This window comes from Escherichia sp. MOD1-EC6098 (assembly GCF_002965865.1).
Classification (GTDB): Bacteria; Pseudomonadota; Gammaproteobacteria; order Enterobacterales; family Enterobacteriaceae; genus Escherichia; species Escherichia marmotae.
The window spans coordinates 55,368-77,380 of the sequence record NZ_PTSN01000002.1; the positions used below are offsets into that span (position 1 = coordinate 55,368).

At 51.9% G+C, this 22,013-nt stretch carries 22 protein-coding genes and 1 pseudogene; 8 read left to right on the plus strand and 15 right to left on the minus strand.

The window, feature by feature from the left end:
- Positions 1 to 3: 3 nt before the first annotated feature.
- The 9 genes from hypA to yghX all read right to left on the minus strand — a co-directional run bounded on the left by hypA (position 4) and on the right by yghX (position 7,772).
- Positions 4 to 345, minus strand: coding sequence for a hydrogenase maturation nickel metallochaperone HypA (hypA, locus tag C0K55_RS02950; RefSeq protein ID WP_000544957.1), 342 nt, complete (start codon positions 343 to 345; stop codon positions 4 to 6).
- Positions 338 to 826 (minus strand): hydrogenase-2 assembly chaperone, encoded by a 489-nt coding sequence (hybE, locus tag C0K55_RS02955; protein WP_000134011.1) that lies wholly within the window; start codon positions 824 to 826, stop codon positions 338 to 340. Before hybE ends, hypA begins: the two co-directional genes overlap by 8 nt.
- Complete coding sequence (locus C0K55_RS02960) at positions 819 to 1,313, minus strand: HyaD/HybD family hydrogenase maturation endopeptidase (RefSeq protein WP_016249210.1); 495 nt, start codon at positions 1,311 to 1,313, stop codon at positions 819 to 821. The genes hybE and C0K55_RS02960 overlap by 8 nt, the downstream gene beginning before the upstream one ends.
- Complete coding sequence (hybC, locus tag C0K55_RS02965; RefSeq protein ID WP_105266450.1) at positions 1,313 to 3,016, minus strand: hydrogenase 2 large subunit; 1,704 nt, start codon at positions 3,014 to 3,016, stop codon at positions 1,313 to 1,315. Before hybC ends, C0K55_RS02960 begins: the two co-directional genes overlap by 1 nt.
- Entirely contained in the window at positions 3,013 to 4,191 is a 1,179-nt protein-coding gene (gene hybB, locus C0K55_RS02970) for a Ni/Fe-hydrogenase cytochrome b subunit (RefSeq protein WP_000017694.1), read from the minus strand. The genes hybC and hybB overlap by 4 nt, the downstream gene beginning before the upstream one ends.
- The gene (gene hybA / locus C0K55_RS02975) at positions 4,181 to 5,167 is read right to left on the minus strand and encodes a hydrogenase 2 operon protein HybA (RefSeq protein WP_001081870.1); all 987 of its coding nucleotides are present in this window, start codon (positions 5,165 to 5,167) and stop codon (positions 4,181 to 4,183) included. The genes hybB and hybA overlap by 11 nt, the downstream gene beginning before the upstream one ends.
- Before the next feature lie 2 nt (positions 5,168 to 5,169).
- On the minus strand, positions 5,170 to 6,288 hold the full coding sequence (hybO, locus tag C0K55_RS02980; RefSeq protein WP_000145417.1) for a hydrogenase 2 small subunit: 1,119 nt from the start codon (positions 6,286 to 6,288) through the stop codon (positions 5,170 to 5,172).
- Positions 6,289 to 6,477: 189 nt separating this feature from the next.
- Complete coding sequence (gene yghW, locus C0K55_RS02990) at positions 6,478 to 6,765, minus strand: DUF2623 family protein YghW (protein ID WP_001059136.1); 288 nt, start codon at positions 6,763 to 6,765, stop codon at positions 6,478 to 6,480.
- A 119-nt stretch (positions 6,766 to 6,884) separates the two neighbouring features.
- The gene (gene yghX, locus C0K55_RS02995) at positions 6,885 to 7,772 is read right to left on the minus strand and encodes a YghX family hydrolase (protein WP_010378800.1); all 888 of its coding nucleotides are present in this window, start codon (positions 7,770 to 7,772) and stop codon (positions 6,885 to 6,887) included.
- A 156-nt stretch (positions 7,773 to 7,928) separates the two neighbouring features.
- On the opposite strand from yghX, the gene gpr reads away from it, so the two are divergent.
- On the plus strand, positions 7,929 to 8,969 hold the full coding sequence (gpr, locus tag C0K55_RS03000; RefSeq protein WP_085449279.1) for an L-glyceraldehyde 3-phosphate reductase: 1,041 nt from the start codon (positions 7,929 to 7,931) through the stop codon (positions 8,967 to 8,969).
- 39 nt (positions 8,970 to 9,008) lie between these two features.
- Here gpr and C0K55_RS03005 read toward each other — a convergent pair whose 3' ends face one another.
- Entirely contained in the window at positions 9,009 to 9,503 is a 495-nt protein-coding gene (locus tag C0K55_RS03005) for a TIGR00645 family protein (RefSeq protein WP_001517102.1), read from the minus strand.
- A gap of 126 nt (positions 9,504 to 9,629) precedes the next feature.
- On the opposite strand from C0K55_RS03005, the pseudogene C0K55_RS03010 reads away from it, so the two are divergent.
- Positions 9,630 to 9,806 (plus strand): annotated as a pseudogene (locus C0K55_RS03010) (SDR family oxidoreductase); the annotation flags it as partial.
- A 326-nt stretch (positions 9,807 to 10,132) separates the two neighbouring features.
- On the opposite strand, the gene exbD reads toward C0K55_RS03010, so the two are convergent.
- Together exbD and exbB are read right to left on the minus strand one after the other, a co-directional pair.
- Positions 10,133 to 10,558, minus strand: coding sequence for a TonB system transport protein ExbD (gene exbD / locus C0K55_RS03015; protein ID WP_001240714.1), 426 nt, complete (start codon positions 10,556 to 10,558; stop codon positions 10,133 to 10,135).
- A 6-nt stretch (positions 10,559 to 10,564) separates the two neighbouring features.
- Positions 10,565 to 11,299, minus strand: a complete 735-nt coding sequence (gene exbB / locus C0K55_RS03020; protein ID WP_000527841.1) for a tol-pal system-associated acyl-CoA thioesterase — start codon at positions 11,297 to 11,299, stop codon at positions 10,565 to 10,567.
- Between the two features lie 251 nt (positions 11,300 to 11,550).
- On the opposite strand from exbB, the gene metC reads away from it, so the two are divergent.
- On the plus strand, positions 11,551 to 12,738 hold the full coding sequence (gene metC / locus C0K55_RS03030) for a cystathionine beta-lyase (protein ID WP_105266451.1): 1,188 nt from the start codon (positions 11,551 to 11,553) through the stop codon (positions 12,736 to 12,738).
- A gap of 139 nt (positions 12,739 to 12,877) precedes the next feature.
- Positions 12,878 to 13,537 (plus strand): DedA family general envelope maintenance protein YghB, encoded by a 660-nt coding sequence (gene yghB, locus C0K55_RS03035; RefSeq protein ID WP_105266452.1) that lies wholly within the window; start codon positions 12,878 to 12,880, stop codon positions 13,535 to 13,537.
- A 39-nt stretch (positions 13,538 to 13,576) separates the two neighbouring features.
- On the opposite strand, the gene yqhC is transcribed toward yghB, so the two are convergent.
- Complete coding sequence (gene yqhC / locus C0K55_RS03040; protein WP_001517104.1) at positions 13,577 to 14,476, minus strand: DNA-binding transcriptional regulator YqhC; 900 nt, start codon at positions 14,474 to 14,476, stop codon at positions 13,577 to 13,579.
- Positions 14,477 to 14,669: 193 nt separating this feature from the next.
- On the opposite strand from yqhC, the gene yqhD reads away from it, so the two are divergent.
- From yqhD to yqhH, 4 genes are all read left to right on the plus strand, one after another.
- Positions 14,670 to 15,833, plus strand: a complete 1,164-nt coding sequence (gene yqhD / locus C0K55_RS03045) for an alcohol dehydrogenase (protein ID WP_105266453.1) — start codon at positions 14,670 to 14,672, stop codon at positions 15,831 to 15,833.
- A 103-nt stretch (positions 15,834 to 15,936) separates the two neighbouring features.
- Complete coding sequence (dkgA, locus tag C0K55_RS03050) at positions 15,937 to 16,764, plus strand: 2,5-didehydrogluconate reductase DkgA (protein WP_000184343.1); 828 nt, start codon at positions 15,937 to 15,939, stop codon at positions 16,762 to 16,764.
- A 199-nt stretch (positions 16,765 to 16,963) separates the two neighbouring features.
- On the plus strand, positions 16,964 to 17,893 hold the full coding sequence (locus tag C0K55_RS03055; protein WP_105266454.1) for a YbjP/YqhG family protein: 930 nt from the start codon (positions 16,964 to 16,966) through the stop codon (positions 17,891 to 17,893).
- 35 nt (positions 17,894 to 17,928) lie between these two features.
- On the plus strand, positions 17,929 to 18,186 hold the full coding sequence (gene yqhH / locus C0K55_RS03060) for a lipoprotein YqhH (RefSeq protein WP_001517105.1): 258 nt from the start codon (positions 17,929 to 17,931) through the stop codon (positions 18,184 to 18,186).
- Between the two features lie 44 nt (positions 18,187 to 18,230).
- Here yqhH and C0K55_RS03065 read toward each other — a convergent pair whose 3' ends face one another.
- Entirely contained in the window at positions 18,231 to 20,450 is a 2,220-nt protein-coding gene (locus tag C0K55_RS03065; protein WP_016249218.1) for a YgiQ family radical SAM protein, read from the minus strand.
- Positions 20,451 to 20,560: 110 nt separating this feature from the next.
- A complete protein-coding gene (ftsP, locus tag C0K55_RS03070; protein ID WP_001517107.1) occupies positions 20,561 to 21,973 on the minus strand; it encodes a cell division protein FtsP in 1,413 nt (470 codons plus the stop codon).
- Positions 21,974 to 22,013 lie beyond the last annotated feature (40 nt).

Genomic DNA, 22,013 nt, shown 5'->3' on the forward strand with positions numbered 1-22,013 from the left:
CGGTTATTCAACTTCAATACTTTTGACGATCAGCGAATCGCCGGTATCGACACGCAACCGCTCGCCATGACAGAGCGGACACTGCGCATCGTGCTGATGAATCTCCACTACCTGGCTGCAATCCCAGCACCAGGCCTGGGCGGGTTTATAGACGATATGTAAATCGCACCCTTGCGCCACCGTTCCCTGGCAGACAATTTCAAAACTAAAACGAACCGCGCTCTCCTCAACGCAGGAGAGCGCGCCAATTTCCAGCCACACGGCGGTGACGCGCTTAACATCGTGCTGCTCCGCCTGCCGTTGGATAATTTCAACGGCGCTCTGGCAAAGCGACAACTCATGCATTTTCATCACTCCTGCGGCCAAACAGCAGGGCGCGACGCCCTGCGTGTGGCACATCCGGATTCGTGACTGGCAGCGAAAGGATCATTCGCGCGCAGTCATCCGTCAGGCGTTTGCCCTCTTCAATCGACATGCTGTGCGAAAGCGGCGACATCAGCGAGCAAGAGAGGTATTGCGAAACACCGTCCAGTTCGCCAACGGTAAAGGTCATAGTGCCATAAGGCAGTTGCAGACCGATCTTCTCACTCACTTTGCGCAGCGGCCAGAGTTGATCCGGACCGGGGAAGATCACTGCACTCAGCATCCACGGGGTGATCACACACCCCGTCCACTGACCTTCGAACAGCGTAAAATCGGAAACATACACCGGCATGGAAGGATGCAGAAACGAGAGGTCGTGCATCGAACGCCGGGCAATTTCTTCAAACGCTGCCTGTACTTGCGCCTTTGGGGAGGTCTGGAAACCAGCAATCTCCTCAGTCATGTGCTGCCTCCCGCGGGATGGCTTCCACGCCTGATTCGCGCAGCGCAGCCAGAACCTGCTCAAGCGCAGGTTCAATCATTGCTTCGACCGTCGGCGTTAAACCGATGTGCGGCTCCAGCGATTCCGGGATCACGCCGACCAGAGTCAGCTTTTTCGGAAACTCGCCGGTGAAGCGCAGGGCCGACAATACGTCGGCCAGGCCAAGCTGATGCGGAGAGATTTTGTTGGTAAACAACGCCGGAACTTCTTCGTCCCGCAGGATCATCATCGTTCCCGGCGCGTTCTTTTTCGACACAATGGCATCGGCAATGATCAGATGATCGCGATTTGCCATGTCGCCAAGCAGTTCCATTCCCGCCGTGCCGCCATCGAGGATCTCAACATAATCCGGCAGAACGTATCGTTGCTCTAACGCTTCAACAATCCGCACGCCGATGGCTTCATCGGTCAGCAAAATATTGCCGACCCCTAAGACTAAAATACGCATTACAGAACCTTCACTGAAACCACTTCGTTGCCATCGGCATCCACTACGTGAACCGCACAGGCCATGCACGGGTCGAAGGAGTGAATGGTACGCACCACTTCCAGCGGTTTATTCGGATCGGCAATCGGTGTACCCACCAGCGACTGTTCATACGGACCGACGTCATCATTGAAGTTACGCGGGCCAGAGTTCCAGGTGGATGGAACGACCGCCTGGTAGTTGCTGATGATACCGTCTTTAATCACCATCCAATGGGAGAGCATACCGCGCGGCGCTTCAAGGAAGCCAACGCCTTTGAACTCGCCCGTTGCCGGAATGTTCGGCTTCACGAACGTGGTGTGGTCGCCTTTGCCGATATTAGTGATCAGTGCACTGTATTGATTTTGCAGGATATCCTGCAATTCGCAGCAGTGAACGGTACGACCTATAATACGCCCCAGCGTGGAGTGCAGTTGCGCCACTTCCAGCGTGTTGCCCGTCAGTTTCTGATAAATCGCAACGATTTCATTCAGTTTGTTCTGGGTAGACTCGCGTCCTGCCGCCAGTTTCACCAGCATGTTCGCCAGCGGCCCCACTTCTACCGTTTTGCCGTAGAAAGTCGGTGATTTCACCCAGGAGTATTTACCGTCGTCAGACCAACCGTCGTAAGCCGGAATGGTTGTGCCTTCCCACGGTGCCTGCGGTGCTTCGTCTTTATACCAGGAGTGTTTCGCGCTTTCCTGAATCCCTTTGATCAGGTATTCATCGGAATGGGAAGTAATCAGACGATACGAGGACAAATCCGCGTTTTCGATATATCCGCCAGGGAACAGGAAGCTACCGTTTTTGCTGTCGGTCGGGAATTCCGGCACACTCAGGTAGTTCACCGCACCTTTACCGCGCTCCAGCCATTCCGGATAAAACGCCGCGATAACGGCAGTATCAACCTTATAAACCTGCTCAACAAAGTCGCTCAGCTTGTCGATGAAGGACTTGATGTACATCAGGCGCTCAAGGTTCAGTACGCCCAGACCGTCGAGGTTGATCGGGTTAGCGACCCCACCTACCGCCAGGTTCTGAATGTGTGGCGTTTTACCGCCCAGCAGCGCCACCACTCGGTTTGCGTCACGCTGGCACTCCAGCGCCTGTAAGTAGTGCGCTACCGCAATCAGGTTCACTTCCGGCGGCAGTTTCATCGCCGGGTGCCCCCAGTAGCCATTGGCGAAAATACCCAACTGACCGCTGGCAACCAGATCTTTGATCTTGTTCTGAACTTTGGTGAACTCTTCCGGGCTGTTCAGGTGCCAGGTCGAAACACCTTTCAGCATTTCAGAAGCTTTAGTCGGATCAGCTTGCAGTGCAGAAGTGATGTCCACCCAGTCCAGCGCAGAGAGCTGATAGAAATGGACGATATGGTCATGCGTGGTATGCGCAGCCAGAATAATGTTACGGATGTATTGCGCGTTAACCGGAACGTCAATGTTCAGCGCACTCTCTGCCGCACGAACAGAAGAGAGCGCGTGAGTGGTGGTACATACGCCACAGATACGTTGCACAATCATCCAGGCATCGCGCGGATCGCGGTTTTTCACGATCTCTTCCATGCCGCGCCACATGGTTCCGGAAGCCCATGCTTTCGAAACGACGCCATTTTCGATTTCGCAATCGATGCGTAAATGCCCTTCAATACGGGTTACCGGATCAATAGTAATTCTCTGGCTCATGCTTTGCTCGCCTCATGACGATTATGATCGTTTTGTTTTAAAGGAGGAAGTATCGGCAGTAGACGAATGAGTACGATGTAAGCGCAAATCTCAATAGCCACAAAACCAATAGAAATCAACAGTTCTTCCCACGTCGGGAAGTAGGCGTAACCGCCGCCCGGGTTGAATGCCACCAGCGAATAGGTCAGACGCCAGGTTGCACAACCTAACAGTGCGCTCAGTGCCGACAGGAACAGCATACGTGAATCATTACGCAGCTTCGCCACACGCAGAACGACCAGCGGGAAGAGCATCAGCAGGACTTCAATCCAGAACATGACGGAGTAGAAGTCACCGGCAAACGCTAACGACAGCTTGTCGCGATAGATTAACTCGCCAAAGCGCAGCACGATGAAAATCGCCAGCAGCACGCTGATGGTGTTGGTCAACTTGACGAACAGGCTCTTCTCATCCGGCCCGTTGCCACGCAGACCCGCCTGCACCAACGAACCTTCAAAGATGACTATCGAGAAGCCCATGATGAACGCCGTCAGCAGCGAGAACAGCGGCAACATTTCATAGCTCTGCCACAGCGGATGCACTTTGTAGCCCGCCGAGATCATCAGTGATCCCATGGAAGACTGGTGCATAGTCGGCAGCAGCGCGCCAAGCGCGATGATAAAGAACATCACCTTGTTCAAACGCTTGAGCGATACCTTCCAGCCCAGACGTTCAAACAATGCAGGAGCAAACTCCAGAGCCATCACACCGATGTAGATGGTCATACAAACCGCCGTCTCGAACAGTACCGAGTTCACGTTGAAGTGACCCGGAATGTAGAAGTACGGCAGGTTCCAGTAACGACCGACGTCGATGGTAATCGACAAGCCACCCAGTGAGTAACCGAACAAACTTGCCAACAGCGCCGGACGCACCAGCGGATGGTATTGTCCACGGTTAAAGACGTATACCGCCCACGCCAGCGCCCAGCCGCCACAGGCGAAACCGGTGCCGATCAGCAGGTCAAACGCAATCCACACGCCCCATGGGAAGCCGCCATTCAGGTCGGAGACAGAGCCCAGACCGAACACCAGACGCTTCACAATCAGGAGCATACAAATGACGATTAACGGTCCAAAAATCATGACCGGTTTACTGATGATTTTGCCGCCCAGCGGTTGTGGATCATGACTCATGATCGTCTCCTCCGTCGTGATGGTCGTTTTTGGTGTTGCGACGAACCAGCACGGTTAAGCCCGCCAGCACAGCCAGTGGTAGCATCATGCCTTTATACAGGGTGTGTTGAATATTTTCGGAACGCGCGCCGGTAGAAAGATCGTCCAGCTTCGGCAAGTCGAGATTTTCATAAGGAACCCCCGTCAGTACCAGAACCTGAGTACCGCCGCCCTCTTTCTCGCCGTACAGATGCGGATAATATTTCGGCACTGTGTGCAGGTAAGTGTCGCCAGATTTCAACGTTTGACGCGGATAGTGGTATTCGCTGCCAGGCTTCAGCGCCAGGCGTTTTTTCGCCTCAGCCATCAGCTCTTCACGCGTACCAAAAATCACCGCGCCCGCCGGACACACTTCTACGCAGCCAGGTAGACCGCCTTTATCGAGACGCTCCACACCTTTCTGGTTACACAGCTCACACTTATGCAGCGCACCAAACGGGTTGTTGTAGTCGTACTTCGGCACATTGTACGGGCAGGCGACCATGCAGTAACGGCAGCCGGTGCACACGTCTTTGTCGTAATGGACAATGCCGGTTTTCGGATCTTTTTTCAGCGCAGAAACCGGGCACACGGAGACACAGTTCGGATCGACGCAGTGCATACACTGTTTCTTAATGTACGCATAGCCATTCTCTTCCTGGTCTTTGTTGACGCCAGTGCCGCTGGTCCACACCTGGATGATGTTATTGGTGTACGGCGACAGTTTGTCGTTGTTCGACCACGTCTGTTCCCCTTGCGGGTTACGTTCCGGGAAGTTGATATCCTGACACTTAGTCACACAAGCCTGGCAGCCTACGCACAAGGTCGAGTCATACAACATTCCCAGCGATCCCGGAATTGGCGGGCGGTTTTCAGCAGCCGCATGGCTGACAGACGGCAATGCGCCCGTCAGCAATGCCCCGCAGGAGGCTGCTTTAATAAAATTACGTCTGTTCACGGTTATTCTCCCCGTGAGTCAGCGTTATCTTTCTTTTGCTGACGACCCAGTTCACGCACCGCCATCACGCTGACACCGGCAACCAGCCCAACCACACCGCCAAGCAAACCGATAGCGCCCGCAGAAACGTTGCCGCCCTCTTTAGCGTTAACGTCCGGTTTCTGTGAACGCGGCGTCTGGTTTTCGACGTTGGCAAGCTGATGGATGCCTTTATGGAAGCCGATACCTTCTTCGTTACAGCCGTAGCACGGGTGACCAATCGCCACCGGCCATACACCGCCAACGTCGCAGAATTGCAGTGTGGAGCAGTTACCGTAAGTTTCCGGTCCTTTACAGCCGAGGTGGTACAGGCACCAGCCTTCGCGATGGCCATCATCACCAAACTCTTTGGCGAAACGACCAGCATCGAAGTGCGGGCGACGTTCGCAATGTTCGTGAATCAGACGCCCATAGGCGAAGGTCGGACGGTTTTTGTTATCCAGCTTCGGCGGTTTACCGTAAGTGATGATGTGCGCAACGGTCGCAAGGAAGTTGTGCGGGTTCGGCGGGCAGCCTGGAATGTTGATAACGGTTTTGCCCGGCAGAACTTCTTGCAGGCTGACCGCACCGGTTGGGTTAACCCCAGCAGCGGCGACACCGCCCCACGCGGAGCAGGAACCGATAGCGATAATTGCGGCAGCACCTTCTGCCGCTTTGCGGATGTGATCCACAATCGGCTCACCGGCGACCATGCAGTAAATACCGTTATCTTTTAATGGGATGGAACCATCCACAACCAACACATACTGCCCTTTGTATTTCTCGAGCGCGTTATGTTTGTTCTCTTCAACCTGATGGCCGAAAGCGGCGGAGAGCACTTCGTGATATTCCAGAGAGATAGTCTCCAGCACGAGGTTTTCTACCGTTGGATGCGTTGCACGAAGCAGAGATTCCGTACAACCAGTACATTCCTGCGCGCCAATCCAGATAACCGGCGGGCGCTGCGGGTTAGTGACCGATTCGGCCATCTCTGCGGCGGCTTTGCTACTCAACCCCATGGTGGCGGCTAATGCTGCACAAAGCTTCATGAAATCACGGCGATTAATGCCGTGAGAATGGATGAGGGTGTTATCTCCAGTCATTTATAGTTATTCCGTTGCGAAGACCTGGCATATATTTTGCCTCAACCGCAAAATCGATAATGCGATCGATGCGCCATTTACCACACATTTATTATGGTTATCATTGTCATGATACTGCGGCGGGGCGCTAAAACGAAGGGGAAGGAGCATTAGTGTAATTAATTAAAGCAAGATAATACGTATGTTTGATCAATTTTCGAGGCGATAACCAGCCATAAAAAAGCGCAAAGTAGAACAGGAATTATTCTCACGAAAGAAATCCATTACCATCTCTTTATCCAGCCCATAACGCCGCGTCAGAATGCCTGCTTCCCAGGCGCTAAGCTGACGATCGCCGGTCTTTTCATACATCCGGTGCGAGTAGCCTAATACAAAACCGCGTTTATAATCGGCGCAGAATTTCGTCACATTAACCGCACTGTCGGCATGTGTTGCTTTTAATCCCGCCATTAAGCCTTTACCAAAATGGTTATTCATAATTTATCTCCAATCGCTATATACAAATCTATATAGCGATATTTTAGGCAAAGTACGACTTTTACGCACGCTATTTTTTCCTGTATGTGAAAGACGTTATCCAGTAAGAGATAAACGCATCAAGAGAGATATTTGTCGAACCATTTCAGCGTTCTTTGCCAGGCAAGATCGGCGGCAGATTTGTCATAACGGGGAGTGGAATCATTATGGAATCCGTGATTAACCCCCGGATAAATATACGCCTCATAGACCTTATTATTCGCTTTCAACGCTGCCTCATAAGCGGGCCAGCCTTCGTTAATTCGCGTGTCCAGTTCGGCGTAGTGGAGCAGTAAAGGCGCTTCAATTTTCGCCACATCGGCGGCCAGAGCCTGGCGACCATAAAACGGCACCGCGCAGGCCAGTTCCGGATATGCCACCGCTGCCGCGTTCGATACCCCACCGCCATAGCAAAATCCGGTTATACCTACCTTGCCAGTGGCTTGCGGATAGCGTTGCATAAACTCAATCGCGGCAAAGAAGTCATTCATCAGTTTGGTTGGATCGACCTGCTGTTGCAGCTCGCGGCCTTTGTCATCGTTCCCGGGATAGCCGCCAACGGAACTTAAACCGTCAGGAGCGAGGGCAATATATCCTGCCTTCGCCACTCGCCGCGCCACATCTTCGATATACGGATTCAGCCCGCGATTCTCATGCACCACCACTACGGCTGGCGTTTTGCTGTTCATCTTCGCAGGTTTCACCAGATAGCCGCGCACCTCACCATGACCATTTGGCGAAGGATACGTGATGTACTCCGCAACAATATCCGGATCGGTAAACTCCACCTGGGTCGCCCATGCGTAATTTGGCCTGAGCAAATCAAACAATGCTAATGCCGTCATCCCGCCCACTGCATACTTCGCCGCAATATTGAGGAACTCACGTTTCGATATTTTCCCGTGAGCGTAATAGTCGTAGTAGTCCAGCAACTCTTGTGGGAAATCTTTAGCGGTCAGACGCGGCATCGTTTCACTCCTCAACTGGTGTTTTTTTAAGCAAAGCATAAGCACGTGTTTTTGCCCAGTTTTTCGTCACACTGTGAGCGATGCTACGGGATCTCCCCTGGCAAATCGCTAGACTAGAAACATCGTTTCGAAATTGAACAGTGGAAAGGAGATGTCATGGTCTGGTTAGCGAATCCCGAGCGTTACGAGCAGATGCAGTACCGCTATTGCGGAAAAAGCGGTTTACGCCTGCCCGCGTTATCGCTCGGTTTGTGGCACAATTTTGGTCACGTCAACGCGCTGGAGTCACAGCGTGCGATCCTGCGTAAAGCCTTTGATTTGGGCATTACGCACTTTGATTTAGCCAACAACTACGGCCCGCCTCCTGGCAGTGCGGAAGAGAACTTTGGCCGTCTGCTGCGGGAAGATTTTGCCGCTTATCGTGACGAGTTAATCATCTCCACCAAAGCTGGCTACGATATGTGGCCCGGCCCGTATGGCTCTGGCGGGTCGCGTAAATACCTGCTCGCCAGCCTCGACCAAAGCCTGAAACGTATGGGGCTGGAGTATGTCGATATCTTTTACTCTCATCGCGTCGATGAAAATACGCCGATGGAAGAAACCGCGTCGGCGCTGGCCCATGCGGTGCAAAGTGGTAAGGCTCTGTATGTCGGGATATCGTCTTACTCGCCAGAGCGAACGCAAACAATGGTCGAGTTGCTACACGAGTGGAAAATTCCGCTGCTAATTCACCAACCTTCGTACAATTTACTGAACCGCTGGGTGGATAAAAGCGGTCTGCTGGATACCCTGGAAAATAACGGTGTGGGCTGCATTGCCTTCACTCCGCTCGCCCAGGGATTGTTAACCGGAAAATATCTCAACGGTATTCCTGAAGATTCTCGGATGCATCGTGAAGGGCACAAAGTTCGCGGCCTGACGCCGAAAATGCTTACCAACGCCAACCTCAACAGTCTGCGTTTATTAAATGAAATGGCACAGCAGCGTGGTCAATCTATGGCTCAAATGGCATTAAGCTGGTTGCTGAAAGATGATCGAGTGACGTCGGTATTGATTGGTGCCAGCCGTCCGGAGCAACTGGAGGAGAACGTACAGGCGCTAAATAATCTGCTGTTTAGTGCCGAAGAACTGGCGCAGATTGACCAACATATCGCTGATGGCGAGCTAAATCTGTGGCAGGCGTCTTCCGATAAATAACGTGTTAATACCGGGCGCGAGAACCGCGCCCGAATAAGATCAGTGATTATGACGGGTGAGTCGGTCAAGATAGCCCATCACAAATGCAGAGAGCACAAACGTCAGATGGATAATGACGTACCACATCAGTTTGTTATCCGGGACATTTTTCGCATCCATAAAGACGCGCAGTAAGTGAATGGAAGAGATTGCCACAATCGACGCCGCCACTTTATTTTTCAGCGACGTAGCATCCATTTTCCCCAGCCAGTTCAGCTTCTCTTTGTTCTCGGAGATATCTAACTGCGAGACAAAATTCTCATAACCGGAAAACATTACCATCACCAGCAAACCGCCAACCAGCGTCATATCTACCAGCGACAGTAACACGAGGATCAAATCAGATTCCGCTATCGAGAAGATATTCGGCAATACGTGAATAATCTCCTGAAAGAACTTCAGCGCCAGGGCAACCAGCGCCAGCGAAAGGCCAAAGTACACGGGGGCAAGCAGCCAGCGAGAAGCATACATTGCATTTTCAAGAAAACGTTCCATACATTCCTGTCGTGTAGTTAAAACGGGCAACAGTATATCGTAATTGAGTAAACAGCACGCAACAGCCAATCAACATATACGTTAATCCTTTGTCGCATAAATCCGACGTTTAGGGATCTTCCTGGTTACCTTATTAACCAGGAAGCGATTCCATTGTTGCCGAAAGGCTCCGGTATCATAACCACTTCGTCAATCCAGGCGTATCAGCCAAGCCCACACTTGCTGGATTATGCTGCAACGAAAACGGCGATTCTTAACTACAGCCGTGGTCTGGCGAAACAGGTCGCGGAGAAAGGGATACGTCACTGCGGAAGTGCACGGCGTGTGCGGCGGTGAGCATTTAGGCTGAAAAAATGCCCGGTTGTGAGAAGCGACCGGGCATCATTGTGCTTTTAACTCTTGCCTGATGCGGCGAAAAAACCTCATCAGGCCTGCAAACTCATGAAAATTCAAAACGTTGCAATAGATTTTGTAGGCCGGATAAGACGCGCCAGCATCGCATCAGGCATTGAGCACCGAATGTCGGATGCGGCATGAACGCCTTATCCGGCCTACAAATTCATGCAAATTCAATATATTGCGATAGAGTCTGTAGGCCTGATAAGCGCAGCGCATCAGGCAATTCTGCGTTACTTCGCTTTGGCAGTTTCTTCGCCAACCAGACCTATCTTCAGGTAACCCGCCTGATGCAGCGTATCCATTACCTTCATCAACGTCTCGTAATCGACGGTTTTGTCCGCGCGGAAGAAGATGGTGGTATCTTTCTTACCTTCGGTTAACGCATTCAGTGCCGTAACCATCGTTTCATCGGTGACAGGATCGTTACCGATGAACATCGAGTTATCCGCCTTCACCGACAGATAAACCGGTTTTTCCGGGCGCGGCTGCGGCGTGCTGGTAGAAGCAGGCAAGTTCACCTTCACATCTACCGTCGCTAACGGTGCCGCCACCATAAAGATAATCAGCAGAACCAACATCACGTCGATAAACGGCGTCACGTTGATGTCGTGCATTTCGCCGTTATCGTCGAGGTTTTCGTTAAGATGCATTGCCATCGGACATTATCCTGCGCGTAATTTTTGTGCGACACGAACCGGATGCGCAGCGGCGCTGGCTTCCAGATCCAGATCACGGCTTTGCAGCAACAGCACCTGCGCTGCGACATCACCCAGCATCGCTTTAAAGCCGCCAATCTGACGTGCGAATACGTTATAGATAACAACCGCCGGAATTGCTGCCACCAGACCGATTGCCGTTGCCAGCAGCGCTTCTGCGATGCCCGGTGCAACAACTGCCAGGTTGGTAGTCTGCGTTTGCGCAATACCGATAAAGCTGTTCATGATGCCCCAGACTGTACCAAACAGCCCCACAAACGGCGAAATCGCGCCGATGGTTGCAAGGTAGCCGTTACCGCGCCCCATTTGACGCCCCACTGCGGCGACCCGACGTTCAAGACGGAAACTGGTGCGCTCTTTAATACCGTCGTTATCGTCGCTGCCTTCTGACAGTTCCAGCTCGTTCTGCGCTTCATTGAGCAAATGCAGACTTAAGCTTTTGCTACCAAAATCAGCGGCGATATCGTTGGCCTGGTTTAAGGAGCGAGCTTCAGCCAGCAGTTGCTGTTCACGCTTCAGGCGACGCTTCTGGTTGAAGAACTCAACGCTCTTGCTGAAGAAGATTGCCCAGGTGACTACGGAGGCCAGAATCAGCCCAATCATCACGCACTTAACGACAATATCGGCGTGCTGATACATACCCCAGACGGAAAGATCCGTCTGCATTAAATTATTACCCACTGTGTATCTCCAGGACGCAAGTCACAAAATCTGCGCACAATAATATCAAAACGACGTCGAATTGATAGTCGTTCTCATTACTATTTGCATACTGCCGTACCTTTGCTTTCTTTTCTTTGCGTTTACGCAGTAAAAAAGTCACCAGCACGCCATTTGCGAAAATTTTCTGCTTTATGCCAATTCTTCAGGATGCGCCCACTATTATTCATGCTAGTTTAGACATCCAGACGTATAAAAACAGGAATCCCAACATGGCAAACAAACAAATTGATACTCAACTGGTCAATGCAGGGCGCAGCAAAAAATATACCCTTGGCGCGGTAAATAGCGTGATTCAGCGCGCCTCTTCGCTGGTCTTTGATAGTGTGGAAGCAAAAAAACACGCGACGCGTAATCGTGCCAATGGTGAATTATTCTATGGCCGCCGCGGAACGTTAACGCACTTCTCATTGCAAGAAGCGATGTGTGAACTGGAAGGTGGCGCAGGCTGCGTGCTGTTTCCTTGCGGGGCGGCAGCCGTTGCCAATTCCATTCTCGCGTTTGTCGAACAAGGCGATCATGTGTTGATGACCAACACAGCCTACGAACCGAGTCAGGATTTTTGTAGCAAAATCCTCAGCAAATTGGGCGTAACGACATCGTGGTTTGATCCGCTGATTGGCGCGAATATCGTTAAACATCTGCAGCCAAATACCAAAGTGGTGTTTCTGGAATCGCCAGGTTCCATCACTATGGAAGTGCATGATGTTCCGGCGATTGTCGCCGCCGTGCGCAGCGTGGTGCCGGACGCCATCATTATGATTGATAACACCTGGGCTGCCGGAGTGCTGTTCAAAGCCCTTGATTTTGGTATCGATATTTCCATTCAGGCCGCCACCAAATATCTTGTGGGTCACTCAGATGCGATGATCGGCACCGCGGTGTGCAATGCCCGTTGTTGGGAGCAACTGCGGGAGAACTCTTATCTGATGGGGCAGATGGTCGATGCCGATACCGCCTATATGACCAGCCGTGGCTTGCGCACTTTAGGCGTGCGTCTGCGTCAGCATCATGAAAGCAGTCTGAAAGTTGCGGAATGGCTGGCAGCGCATCCGCTGGTTGAGCGGGTTAACCACCCTGCTCTGCCGGAAAGTAAAGGCCATGAGTTCTGGAAACGAGACTTTACAGGTAGCAGCGGACTATTTTCCTTTGTGCTGAAGAAAAAACTCAACGACGAAGAACTGGCGAACTATCTGGATAACTTCAGTTTATTTAGCATGGCCTACTCGTGGGGCGGCTATGAATCGTTGATCCTTGCGAATCAGCCGGAACATATCGCAGCCATCCGCCCACAAGGAAAGATTGATTTCAGCGGCACGTTGATTCGCCTGCATATTGGTCTGGAAAACGTCGACGATCTGATTGCCGATCTGGACGCGGGCTTTGCACGAATTGTGTAACATTGCCAAATTTGGACAATTTTGCAGACATTTAATTGTGATTAGTCTTAAATTGTTGCGTCCGGGATCAAGGCGTCCCGGACGATTCAGGAGTACAATAGGCAAATAAAGGCTTAAACGCTGTTCCACAGGAAAGTCCATGGCTGTTATTCAAGACATTATCGCTGCGCTCTGGCAACACGACTTTGCCGCGCTGGCGGACCCTCATATTGTTAGCGTTGTTTACTTTGTCATGTTTGCCACGCTGTTTTTAGAAAACGGCCTGTTGCCCGCCTCGTTTTTGCCAGGCGACAGCTTGTTAATACTGGCTGGCGCACTGATTGCCCAGGGGGTTATGGATTTTCTGCCAACAATCGCGATTCTGACTGCCGCAGCCAGTCTGGGCTGCTGGTTAAGTTATATTCAGGGACGTTGGTTAGGTAATACCAAAACGGTGAAAGGCTGGCTGGCGCAGCTTCCGGCTAAATATCATCAACGCGCCATCTGTATGTTTGACCGCCACGGTTTGCTGGCTCTGCTGGCTGGGCGTTTTCTCGCATTTGTCCGCACGCTGCTGCCAACAATGGCGGGGATTTCCGGTCTGCCAAACCGTCGCTTCCAGTTTTTCAACTGGCTAAGTGGACTGCTGTGGGTCAGCGTGGTGACCAGTTTTGGTTACGCCTTAAGCATGATCCCGTTCGTTAAACGCCATGAAGATCAGGTGATGACGTTTCTGATGATCCTGCCAATTGCCCTGTTAACCGCAGGCCTGTTAGGCACGCTGTTTGTGGTAATTAAAAAAAAATACGGTAACGCCTGACATTTTCCTCTGTTCCCGGCAGCAATGCCGGGAACGCATTTAACTCCCCTGCATCGCCCGCATTCTTGCTGCATCTTCACCCGGCGTCACACCGAAGTAACGTTTAAATTCGCGGCTGAACTGTGATGCACTTTCATAACCTACACGCATCGCTGCCGCACTGGCTTTCATGCCATCGTGGATGATCATCATTCGCGCCTTATGCAGCCGGTAGTTCTTCAAATACTGCAAAGGCGAGGTGCTGGTGACAGATTTAAAATTATGATGAAAGGCAGAAACACTCATATTGGCTTCTGCCGCGAGTTGCTCGACGCTTAGATTTTCGGTGTACTTATTCTCAATACGTTTCAGCACGCGGCTAATCAGACTGAAATGCGTCTGGCGACTGACCAGCGCCAGTAATGCTCCGCCGCAAGGTCCGGTCAGCACGTAGTAAAGAATTTCGCGGATGATCTGCTTGCCGAGAATGCGCGCATCCAGCGGTCGCTCCATCACATCCAGTAACCGCTCCGCCGCACATAAAATCTCTTCTGACAGCGTGGCGGAGTTTATGCCGCTGGCTGCCATCGACGGTTGAAAATGTTCATCCTCGCCAATGTCCATCAACAGTTCCTGTAACTGCAAAATATCAACATTGAGACGTAAGCCCGCTAATGGCACCTCCGGCGTAGCGTAAGTTTCGCACTCAAAGGGTAATGGCACCGTCAGTAGCAGATATTCATTGGCATCATAACGAAACACTCGTTCATTGATATAACCGATTTTATGCCCGGAAAAGAGAATTATGATGCCTGGCTCGTACATTACCGGCGTACGTGCCCCGGGATTCTCGCCAAACAGCAAGCACACATCAGGCAACAGTTCTGACAAACTATTTTCTTTATTTTTCAGATTATTAATTTTATCCGTCAGCAGTCGGCAAATCTCTTCACGTTTCATATTGTGTAATTTCTTAGGATTAATGCGGCAATTTGATTGTGCGCAATTTTGTACTATTTCTCCAGCACTCTGGAGAAATAGGCAAGACATTGGCAGAAATGAGCATTGAGAGCCACGGCGCTGGCGACCACAATGACAAACATCAGGCAGACTGATCTCTGCCCTCATATTGGCCCAGCAAAGAGAGCAAGTAATGAACAACTTTAATCTGCATACCCCAACCCGCATTCTGTTTGGTAAAGGCGCTATCGCCGGTTTACGCGAGCAAATCCCTCACGATGCCCGCATATTGATTACTTACGGCGGCGGTAGCGTTAAAAAAACCGGCGTTCTGGCTCAAGTACTGGATTCCCTGAAAGGCATGGACGTGCTGGAGTTTGGCGGTATCGAGCCAAACCCGACTTATGAAACGCTGATGAACGCCGTGAAACTGGTTCGCGAACAGAAAGTGACTTTCCTGCTGGCGGTTGGTGGCGGTTCCGTACTGGACGGCACCAAGTTTATCGCCGCAGCAGCAAATTATCCTGAGAATGTCGATCCGTGGCACATCCTGCAAACGGGTGGTAAAGAGATTAAAAGTGCCATCCCAATGGGCTGCGTGCTGACGCTGCCAGCGACCGGTTCAGAATCCAACGCAGGTGCGGTGATCTCTCGCAAAACCACCGGTGACAAACAGGCGTTTCATTCTGCCCACGTTCAGCCGGTATTTGCCGTGCTCGATCCGGTTTATACCTACACCCTGCCGCCGCGCCAGGTGGCTAATGGCGTAGTGGACGCCTTTGTACACACCGTAGAACAGTATGTTACCAAACCGGTTGATGCCAAAATTCAGGATCGCTTCGCAGAAGGTATTTTGCTGACGCTTCTCGAAGATGGCCCGAAAGCCCTGAAAGAGCCAGAAAACTACGATGTGCGCGCGAACGTCATGTGGGCAGCGACTCAGGCACTGAACGGTTTGATTGGCGCGGGCGTACCGCAGGACTGGGCAACGCATATGCTGGGCCACGAACTGACTGCTATGCACGGCCTGGATCACGCGCAAACGCTGGCTATCGTCCTGCCTGCGCTATGGAATGAAAAACGCGACACCAAGCGCGCGAAACTGCTGCAATACGCTGAACGTGTCTGGAACATCACCGAAGGTTCCGATGACGAGCGTATTGACGCCGCAATTGCCGCTACCCGCAACTTCTTCGAGCAATTAGGCGTGCCGACGCGCCTGTCCGACTACGGCCTGGACGGCAGTTCTATCCCGGCATTACTGAAGAAGCTGGAAGAACACGGCATGACCCAACTGGGCGAAAATCATGATATTACGCTGGATGTCAGCCGTCGCATTTACGAAGCAGCCCGTTAAGCTTTTTCCTCCTCAAACTTTCGTTTTTGGGTATTTCGTCCAGACTTAAGTTCACAACACCTCACCGGAGCCTGCTCCGGTGAGTTCATATAAGGAGGAACATATGACTAATCCAACCGTTATTAAGCTACAGGATGGCAATGTCATGCCCCAGTTGGGACTGGGCGTTTGGCAAGCAAGTAATGAGGAGGTAATCACCGCGATTCAAAAAGCCCTGGAAGTGGGATATCGCTCGATTGATACCGCCGCGGCCTATAAAAACGAAGAAGGCGTCGGCAAGGCACTGAAAAATGCCGCACTTGCCAGAGAAGAGTTGTTCATCACTACCAAACTGTGGAACGACGACCACAAGCGTCCCCGTGAAGCCCTGCTGGACAGCCTGAAAAAACTCCAGCTTGATTATATCGATCTCTACTTAATGCACTGGCCCGTTCCCGCTATCGACCATTATGTCGAAGCATGGAAGGGAATGATCGAGCTGCAAAAAGAGGGGTTAATCAAAAGCATCGGCGTCTGTAACTTCCAGATCCACCATTTGCAACGTCTGATTGATGAAACTGGCGTGCCCCCCGTGATTAATCAGATCGAACTTCATCCGCTGATGCAGCAACGCCAGCTTCACGCCTGGAACGCTACGCACAAAATTCAGACCGAATCCTGGAGCCCGTTAGCGCAAGGCGGAAAAGGTGTCTTTGACCAGAAAATCATTCGCGATCTGGCGGATAAATACGGCAAAACTCCAGCACAGATTGTCATCCGCTGGCATCTGGATAACGGCCTGGTGGTGATCCCAAAATCAGTCACACCTTCACGCATTGCCGAAAACTTTAATGTCTGGGATTTCCGTCTCGACAAAGACGAACTTGGTGAAATCGCGAAACTCGATCAAGGTAAACGCCTCGGTCCCGATCCCGACCAGTTCGGCGGCTAACGCACAAATTCTCCCGGTGGCGGTAATGTTCCGCTACCGGACTTTTCAGAAATCATTTATTCCCCTCTCCTCCCGCCCGTTGTTACTCTCCTCCGTTCAGAAATGCCACATTTAAGGACATCATCATGCGGAGCTGGAAGCTCTTAAAGCAACAAAGCATCTACAATATGGATAAACGCGACGGTGAGGTAAAAAACAGATGAGACAAATACTTCTTCTGTTTTTGGCTGTTTTTGCAAGCTTCACGACTCAGGCACAATCACCATCGCTAACCGCTGAACAAACAGTTCGCCTGATTTATCAAAACTATAAATCGGATGCCAGTGCGCCTTATTTCGGTGCAACAGGAGAGCAGGCAATAACATCTGAACGCATACAAAAGGTGCTAACCCTGAATGATAATCTCACTCTACCGGGCAATATTGGCTGGCTGGATTACGATCCGATTTGTGACTGTCAGGATTTTGGCGATCTGGTGTTAGAAAGCGTAGCGATTACCCAAATAGACGCCGACCACGCGGATGCCGTTGTGCGCTTTCGTGCCTTCAAAGACGATAAAGAAAAGACCACGCAAACGCTGAAAATGGTGGCCGAAAATGATCGCTGGGTCATTGACGATATTGCCAGCAATCATGGTAGCGTCTGGCAGGCAGTTAATAGCGAGAATGAAAAAATCCTGGCAACGCTGGCATCGCTGCAAAAAGAACAGCCAGAAGCTTTTGTCAGTGAACTATTTGAGCATATTGCCGATTATAGCTGGCCCTGGACGTGGGTTGTTTCCGACACTTATCGTCAGGCCGTTAATGCCTTCTATAAAACTACCTTCAAAACTGACAGCAACCCCGATGAAGATATGCAAATCGAGCGGCAATTTATTTACGATAATCCGGTCTGTTTTGGCGAAGAAACGCTATTTTCTCGCATTAATGAAATCCGTGTACTGGAGAAAACCGCTGATTCCGCCCGCATCCATGTTCGTATTGCGCTGACCAATGGCAACAGCGAAGAGCAGGATTTGGTTTTACAGCGGCGCGAAGGGCTGTGGGAAATTGCAGATTTCATCCGTCCGGATAGCGGAAGTTTGCTTAAACAGATTGAAGCGAAGACTGCGGCCAGATTAAAGCAGTGAGTTGAATAGGAATAATAAATAAAAGGGAACACTATATGAAAACGATTTTCACCGTGGGAGCTGTTGTTCTGGCGACCAGCTTACTAAGTGGCTGCGTCAATGAACAAAAGGTCAGTCAACTGGCGGGTAATGTACAAACATTAAATGCCAAAATCGCCCGACTTGAGCAGGATATAAAAGCATTACGCCCGCAGATCTACGCCGCCAAATCCGAAGCTAACAGAGCCAATACACGCCTTGATGCGCAAGACTATTTTGATTGCCTGCGCTGCTTGCGTATGTATGCGGAATGATAAAAATATCCCCGGTAGCAATTCTGCTACCGGGGATAATTAACTTAACGACCAACAGCCACTTTTGGGCGTTTCTTCGCCCCTGCATTCACCGGGCGAGATTGCGCGGGCGGCGCTTTCTTTGCTCCGGCAGGTGTCTGGCGCTGGGTCGCCATTGGCGTATGTTTGGTCAACGCCGGACGGGTATTGCGGTTCTGGCGACGGGCCTCGCGCATCTCTTCAATGGTTGGCGCTGGCACTAAGCAATCGCGACGACTGCCAATCAGATGCTTTTTACCCATCGCTTCCAACGCCTGGCGGATTAACGGCCAGTTTGCCGGATCGTGGTAACGCAATAACGCTTTATGCAAACGTCGCTGCTTGTCGCCCTTCGGTACGAAGACGTCTTCGCTCTTATAACCAATCTTCGCCAGCGGGTTTTTGCCGGTGTAATACATGGTGGTCGAGTTAGCCAACGGCGACGGATAGAAGTTCTGCACCTGGTCGAGACGGAAGCGGTGTTTTTTCAGCCACAGCGCCAAGTTCACCATATCTTCATCACGCGTACCGGGGTGTGCGGAGATGAAATACGGGATCAGATACTGCTCTTTGCCTGCCTGTTTCGAGTAGGTGTCGAACAGCTCTTTAAAGCGGTCATAGCTACCCATGCCCGGCTTCATCATCTTCGACAGTGGCCCTTCTTCGGTATGTTCCGGCGCAATCTTCAGATAACCACCGACGTGATGGGTCGCCAGCTCTTTGATGTAGCGCGGATCTTCTACGGCGATGTCATAGCGCACGCCGGAGGCGATCAGGATCTTTTTAATGCCTTTCAGATCGCGGGCACGGCGATAGAGATTGATCGTCGGCTCGTGGTTAGTGTCCATATGCGGACAAATATCCGGATACACACACGACAAGCGGCGGCAGGTCTGCTCGGCGCGTGGCGATTTGCAGCGCAACATATACATGTTGGCCGTTGGCCCGCCGAGATCGGAAATCACGCCCGTAAAGCCCGGAACGGTATCGCGGATCGCTTCAATCTCATTAATGATCGAGTCTTCCGAACGGCTCTGAATAATGCGCCCTTCATGCTCGGTAATAGAACAGAAAGAACAGCCGCCAAAGCAGCCACGCATAATATTGACCGAGAAACGGATCATTTCGTAAGCCGGAATACGGGCATTACCGTAAGCCGGATGCGGCACGCGCTTGTACGGCAACGCAAAGACGCTGTCCATCTCTTCGGTAGAAAGCGGAATGGCTGGCGGGTTGATCCACACATAGCGGTCGCCATGTTTTTGCATCAGCGCACGAGCGCAGCCTGGGTTGGTTTCGTGGTGCAGAATACGCGAAGCATGTGCGTACAGCACTTTATCGCCCTTCACTTTCTCGAATGAAGGCAACAACACGTAGGTTTTTTCCCACGGTTTCGGACGCGGCGGCTGCACAGTAACGGCTTTCGCTTCCTGTTTTTTCGGTGTCACCGGTTTGTTATCCGCGCACGGCAAATCTTCGCCATACGGATGCGGGATCGGGTCAATTTTCCCGGGAGTGTCGAGACGAGTAGAATCCACGCCACTCCAGCCAGGTAGCGCTTCTTTCACGATAATCGCGGTATTACGTACATCGCGGATTTCACTAATCGGCTCGCCCATCGCCAGACGATGCGCCACTTCCACCAGCGGACGCTCACCGTTACCGAACATCAGCATGTCGGCTTTGGAATCTACCAGCACCGAACGGCGCACGGTGTCAGACCAGTAATCATAATGCGCGGTACGACGCAGGCTGGCCTCGATACCACCGAGGATCACCGGTACATCTTTCCATGCTTCCTTACAACGCTGGGTATAAACCAGTGTCGCGCGATCCGGACGCTTACCCGCGACATTATCCGGGGTGTAGGCATCGTCATGACGTAAACGACGATCGGCAGTGTAACGGTTGATCATCGAGTCCATGTTGCCTGCAGTCACGCCGAAAAACAGATTCGGTTTGCCCAGACGCATAAAATCATCTTTGCTGCTCCAGTCCGGCTGGGCGATGATCCCGACACGAAAGCCTTGCGCTTCCAGCATACGACCGCAAATCGCCATCCCGAAGCTCGGGTGATCAACATACGCGTCGCCAGTAACCAAAATGATGTCGCAGCTATCCCAGCCAAGTTGATCCATCTCTTCACGAGACATCGGCAAAAACGGTGCCGGTCCAAAACAGGCGGCCCAGTACTGCGGCCAGGAGAACAGGTCGCGATCCGGTTGGATCAGGGAGATAGAGCTCATTTTGCTTCCAGAAATGGTAAAAAAATAATCAAAGGCCGGGGATTATAAGCCGGAACGAAAGAGAAATCGAAAGGTATTCCATACTCGCCCTCCTCGGGCGAGTATGGAGATTAAGGCACCGGATTAACCAACAGTTGCCCGATGGAACCGCGATCCGCCATTTCCAGCGTCTGGCTATTAAAGTAGAACGGGAAGTGCGCCCAGGAAGGCTGACCGAAATAGACAAGCAGTTCCACTTGCCCATCAACCCATACGGTGTCTTTCCAGCCTCTGTCTTCCGGGAATGGCATCGCACCGTTCACGTTACGGATCTGGAACATCACGCCTTCAATATGGAATGATTGCGGCTCATCTGCCCGCACCGTCCAGCGTTCCCACGTACCTTGCTGCGCGGTGACATCAATACGATTGACGTCCCACAACTGCCCGTTGATGCCAGGATCGTCACCCAGGCTAATATCACGGCTGCGAATCGGAGATCCGGCCATTATTTCGGTCGGTAACAAACGCATCGGCAGGCTGTCTGTCACCAGCGGCAGAAGACCGGTCGGGCGTAGCGTCAGCACCAGCGTGGAAACCAGAATGCTGGATGGCTCAAAGAAGCCACGAATACGATCAACAATGCTCGCCGCTTCACCACAGGTGATCGACACTTCATCACCGTTGCTCATATCCACCAGAATCTCACGACGCTCGCCCGGTGCCAGCGAAAGCTGTTTCACCGACACGGGTGCAGGCAGGAACCCCTGGTCGCCAGAAATCACGTGCAACGGACGTCCGTCACTCATCTGTAATTGATAACGACGGGAGTTCGACGCGTTCAATAAACGCAGGCGCACCCAACCGCGCGAAACTTCAACATACGGGCTTTGTACGCCATTGACCAGTAGCGTATCGCCAACAAAACCGCCGCTTCCCGGCTCGTTGTATTCCGGCGTGCCAAAGTTATCCAGCCGTTTATCCTGGATAATGACCGGAAAATCATCCACTCCATAATGATTAGGGATTGGCAGCGACTTGCTGACTTCATCTTCCACCAGCCACATCCCGGCAAGGCCGTTATAAACCTGCTGTGCCGTGCGGTTCGGTGTGTTAGCGTGATACCACAGGGTCGCGGCGCTCTGACGAATTGGCAGCACAGGTGCCCAGTCAGCATTTGGCGACATCATGCGTGCAGGCCCCCCCATCAGCGGGCCTGGCACCTGTAGCCCGGCGACTGTCATTGAGACATTTTCTGTCAGTCGGTTGCTGTAAATCAGCTTAACATCATCGCCCTTCCAGACGCGGATAGTCGGCCCAAGGTAGCGACCATTGATACCCCAAACCGACGCGCGCGTTCCTGGCGTAAATGACCAGTGCGCACGTTGTACTGTCATAAACAGCGGTTGCCCACGGCGAGATTCAAGCAGCGGCGGAACGGGCAGCGGTTGCTGTTGCCCGGCTGCGCTTGCCTTCAGGGGGACTGCTCCTGCACACAGTGCAATCCCCGATGCCTGAATGAACTGACGCCGACTGAGTGACATATTTGCTCCATGTAAAACTGGCTAAAGTAATACCGTGCAG

Coding starts and splice junctions, on each gene's coding strand:
- gpr (WP_085449279.1), top strand. CDS start 7,929: ATGGTCTGGTTAGCGAATCCCGAGCGTTACGAGCAGATGCAGTACCGC.
- yghX (WP_010378800.1), bottom strand. CDS start 7,772: ATGCCGCGTCTGACCGCTAAAGATTTCCCACAAGAGTTGCTGGACTAC.
- C0K55_RS03055 (WP_105266454.1), top strand. CDS start 16,964: ATGAGACAAATACTTCTTCTGTTTTTGGCTGTTTTTGCAAGCTTCACG.
- yghB (WP_105266452.1), top strand. CDS start 12,878: ATGGCTGTTATTCAAGACATTATCGCTGCGCTCTGGCAACACGACTTT.
- yqhC (WP_001517104.1), bottom strand. CDS start 14,476: ATGAAACGTGAAGAGATTTGCCGACTGCTGACGGATAAAATTAATAAT.
- dkgA (WP_000184343.1), top strand. CDS start 15,937: ATGACTAATCCAACCGTTATTAAGCTACAGGATGGCAATGTCATGCCC.
- C0K55_RS03005 (WP_001517102.1), bottom strand. CDS start 9,503: ATGGAACGTTTTCTTGAAAATGCAATGTATGCTTCTCGCTGGCTGCTT.
- metC (WP_105266451.1), top strand. CDS start 11,551: ATGGCAAACAAACAAATTGATACTCAACTGGTCAATGCAGGGCGCAGC.
- hybE (WP_000134011.1), bottom strand. CDS start 826: ATGACTGAGGAGATTGCTGGTTTCCAGACCTCCCCAAAGGCGCAAGTA.
- yqhD (WP_105266453.1), top strand. CDS start 14,670: ATGAACAACTTTAATCTGCATACCCCAACCCGCATTCTGTTTGGTAAA.
- yqhH (WP_001517105.1), top strand. CDS start 17,929: ATGAAAACGATTTTCACCGTGGGAGCTGTTGTTCTGGCGACCAGCTTA.
- exbD (WP_001240714.1), bottom strand. CDS start 10,558: ATGGCAATGCATCTTAACGAAAACCTCGACGATAACGGCGAAATGCAC.
- hybC (WP_105266450.1), bottom strand. CDS start 3,016: ATGAGCCAGAGAATTACTATTGATCCGGTAACCCGTATTGAAGGGCAT.
- ftsP (WP_001517107.1), bottom strand. CDS start 21,973: ATGTCACTCAGTCGGCGTCAGTTCATTCAGGCATCGGGGATTGCACTG.
- hybB (WP_000017694.1), bottom strand. CDS start 4,191: ATGAGTCATGATCCACAACCGCTGGGCGGCAAAATCATCAGTAAACCG.
- yghW (WP_001059136.1), bottom strand. CDS start 6,765: ATGAATAACCATTTTGGTAAAGGCTTAATGGCGGGATTAAAAGCAACA.
- C0K55_RS03065 (WP_016249218.1), bottom strand. CDS start 20,450: ATGAGCTCTATCTCCCTGATCCAACCGGATCGCGACCTGTTCTCCTGG.
- C0K55_RS02960 (WP_016249210.1), bottom strand. CDS start 1,313: ATGCGTATTTTAGTCTTAGGGGTCGGCAATATTTTGCTGACCGATGAA.
- hybO (WP_000145417.1), bottom strand. CDS start 6,288: ATGACTGGAGATAACACCCTCATCCATTCTCACGGCATTAATCGCCGT.
- hypA (WP_000544957.1), bottom strand. CDS start 345: ATGCATGAGTTGTCGCTTTGCCAGAGCGCCGTTGAAATTATCCAACGG.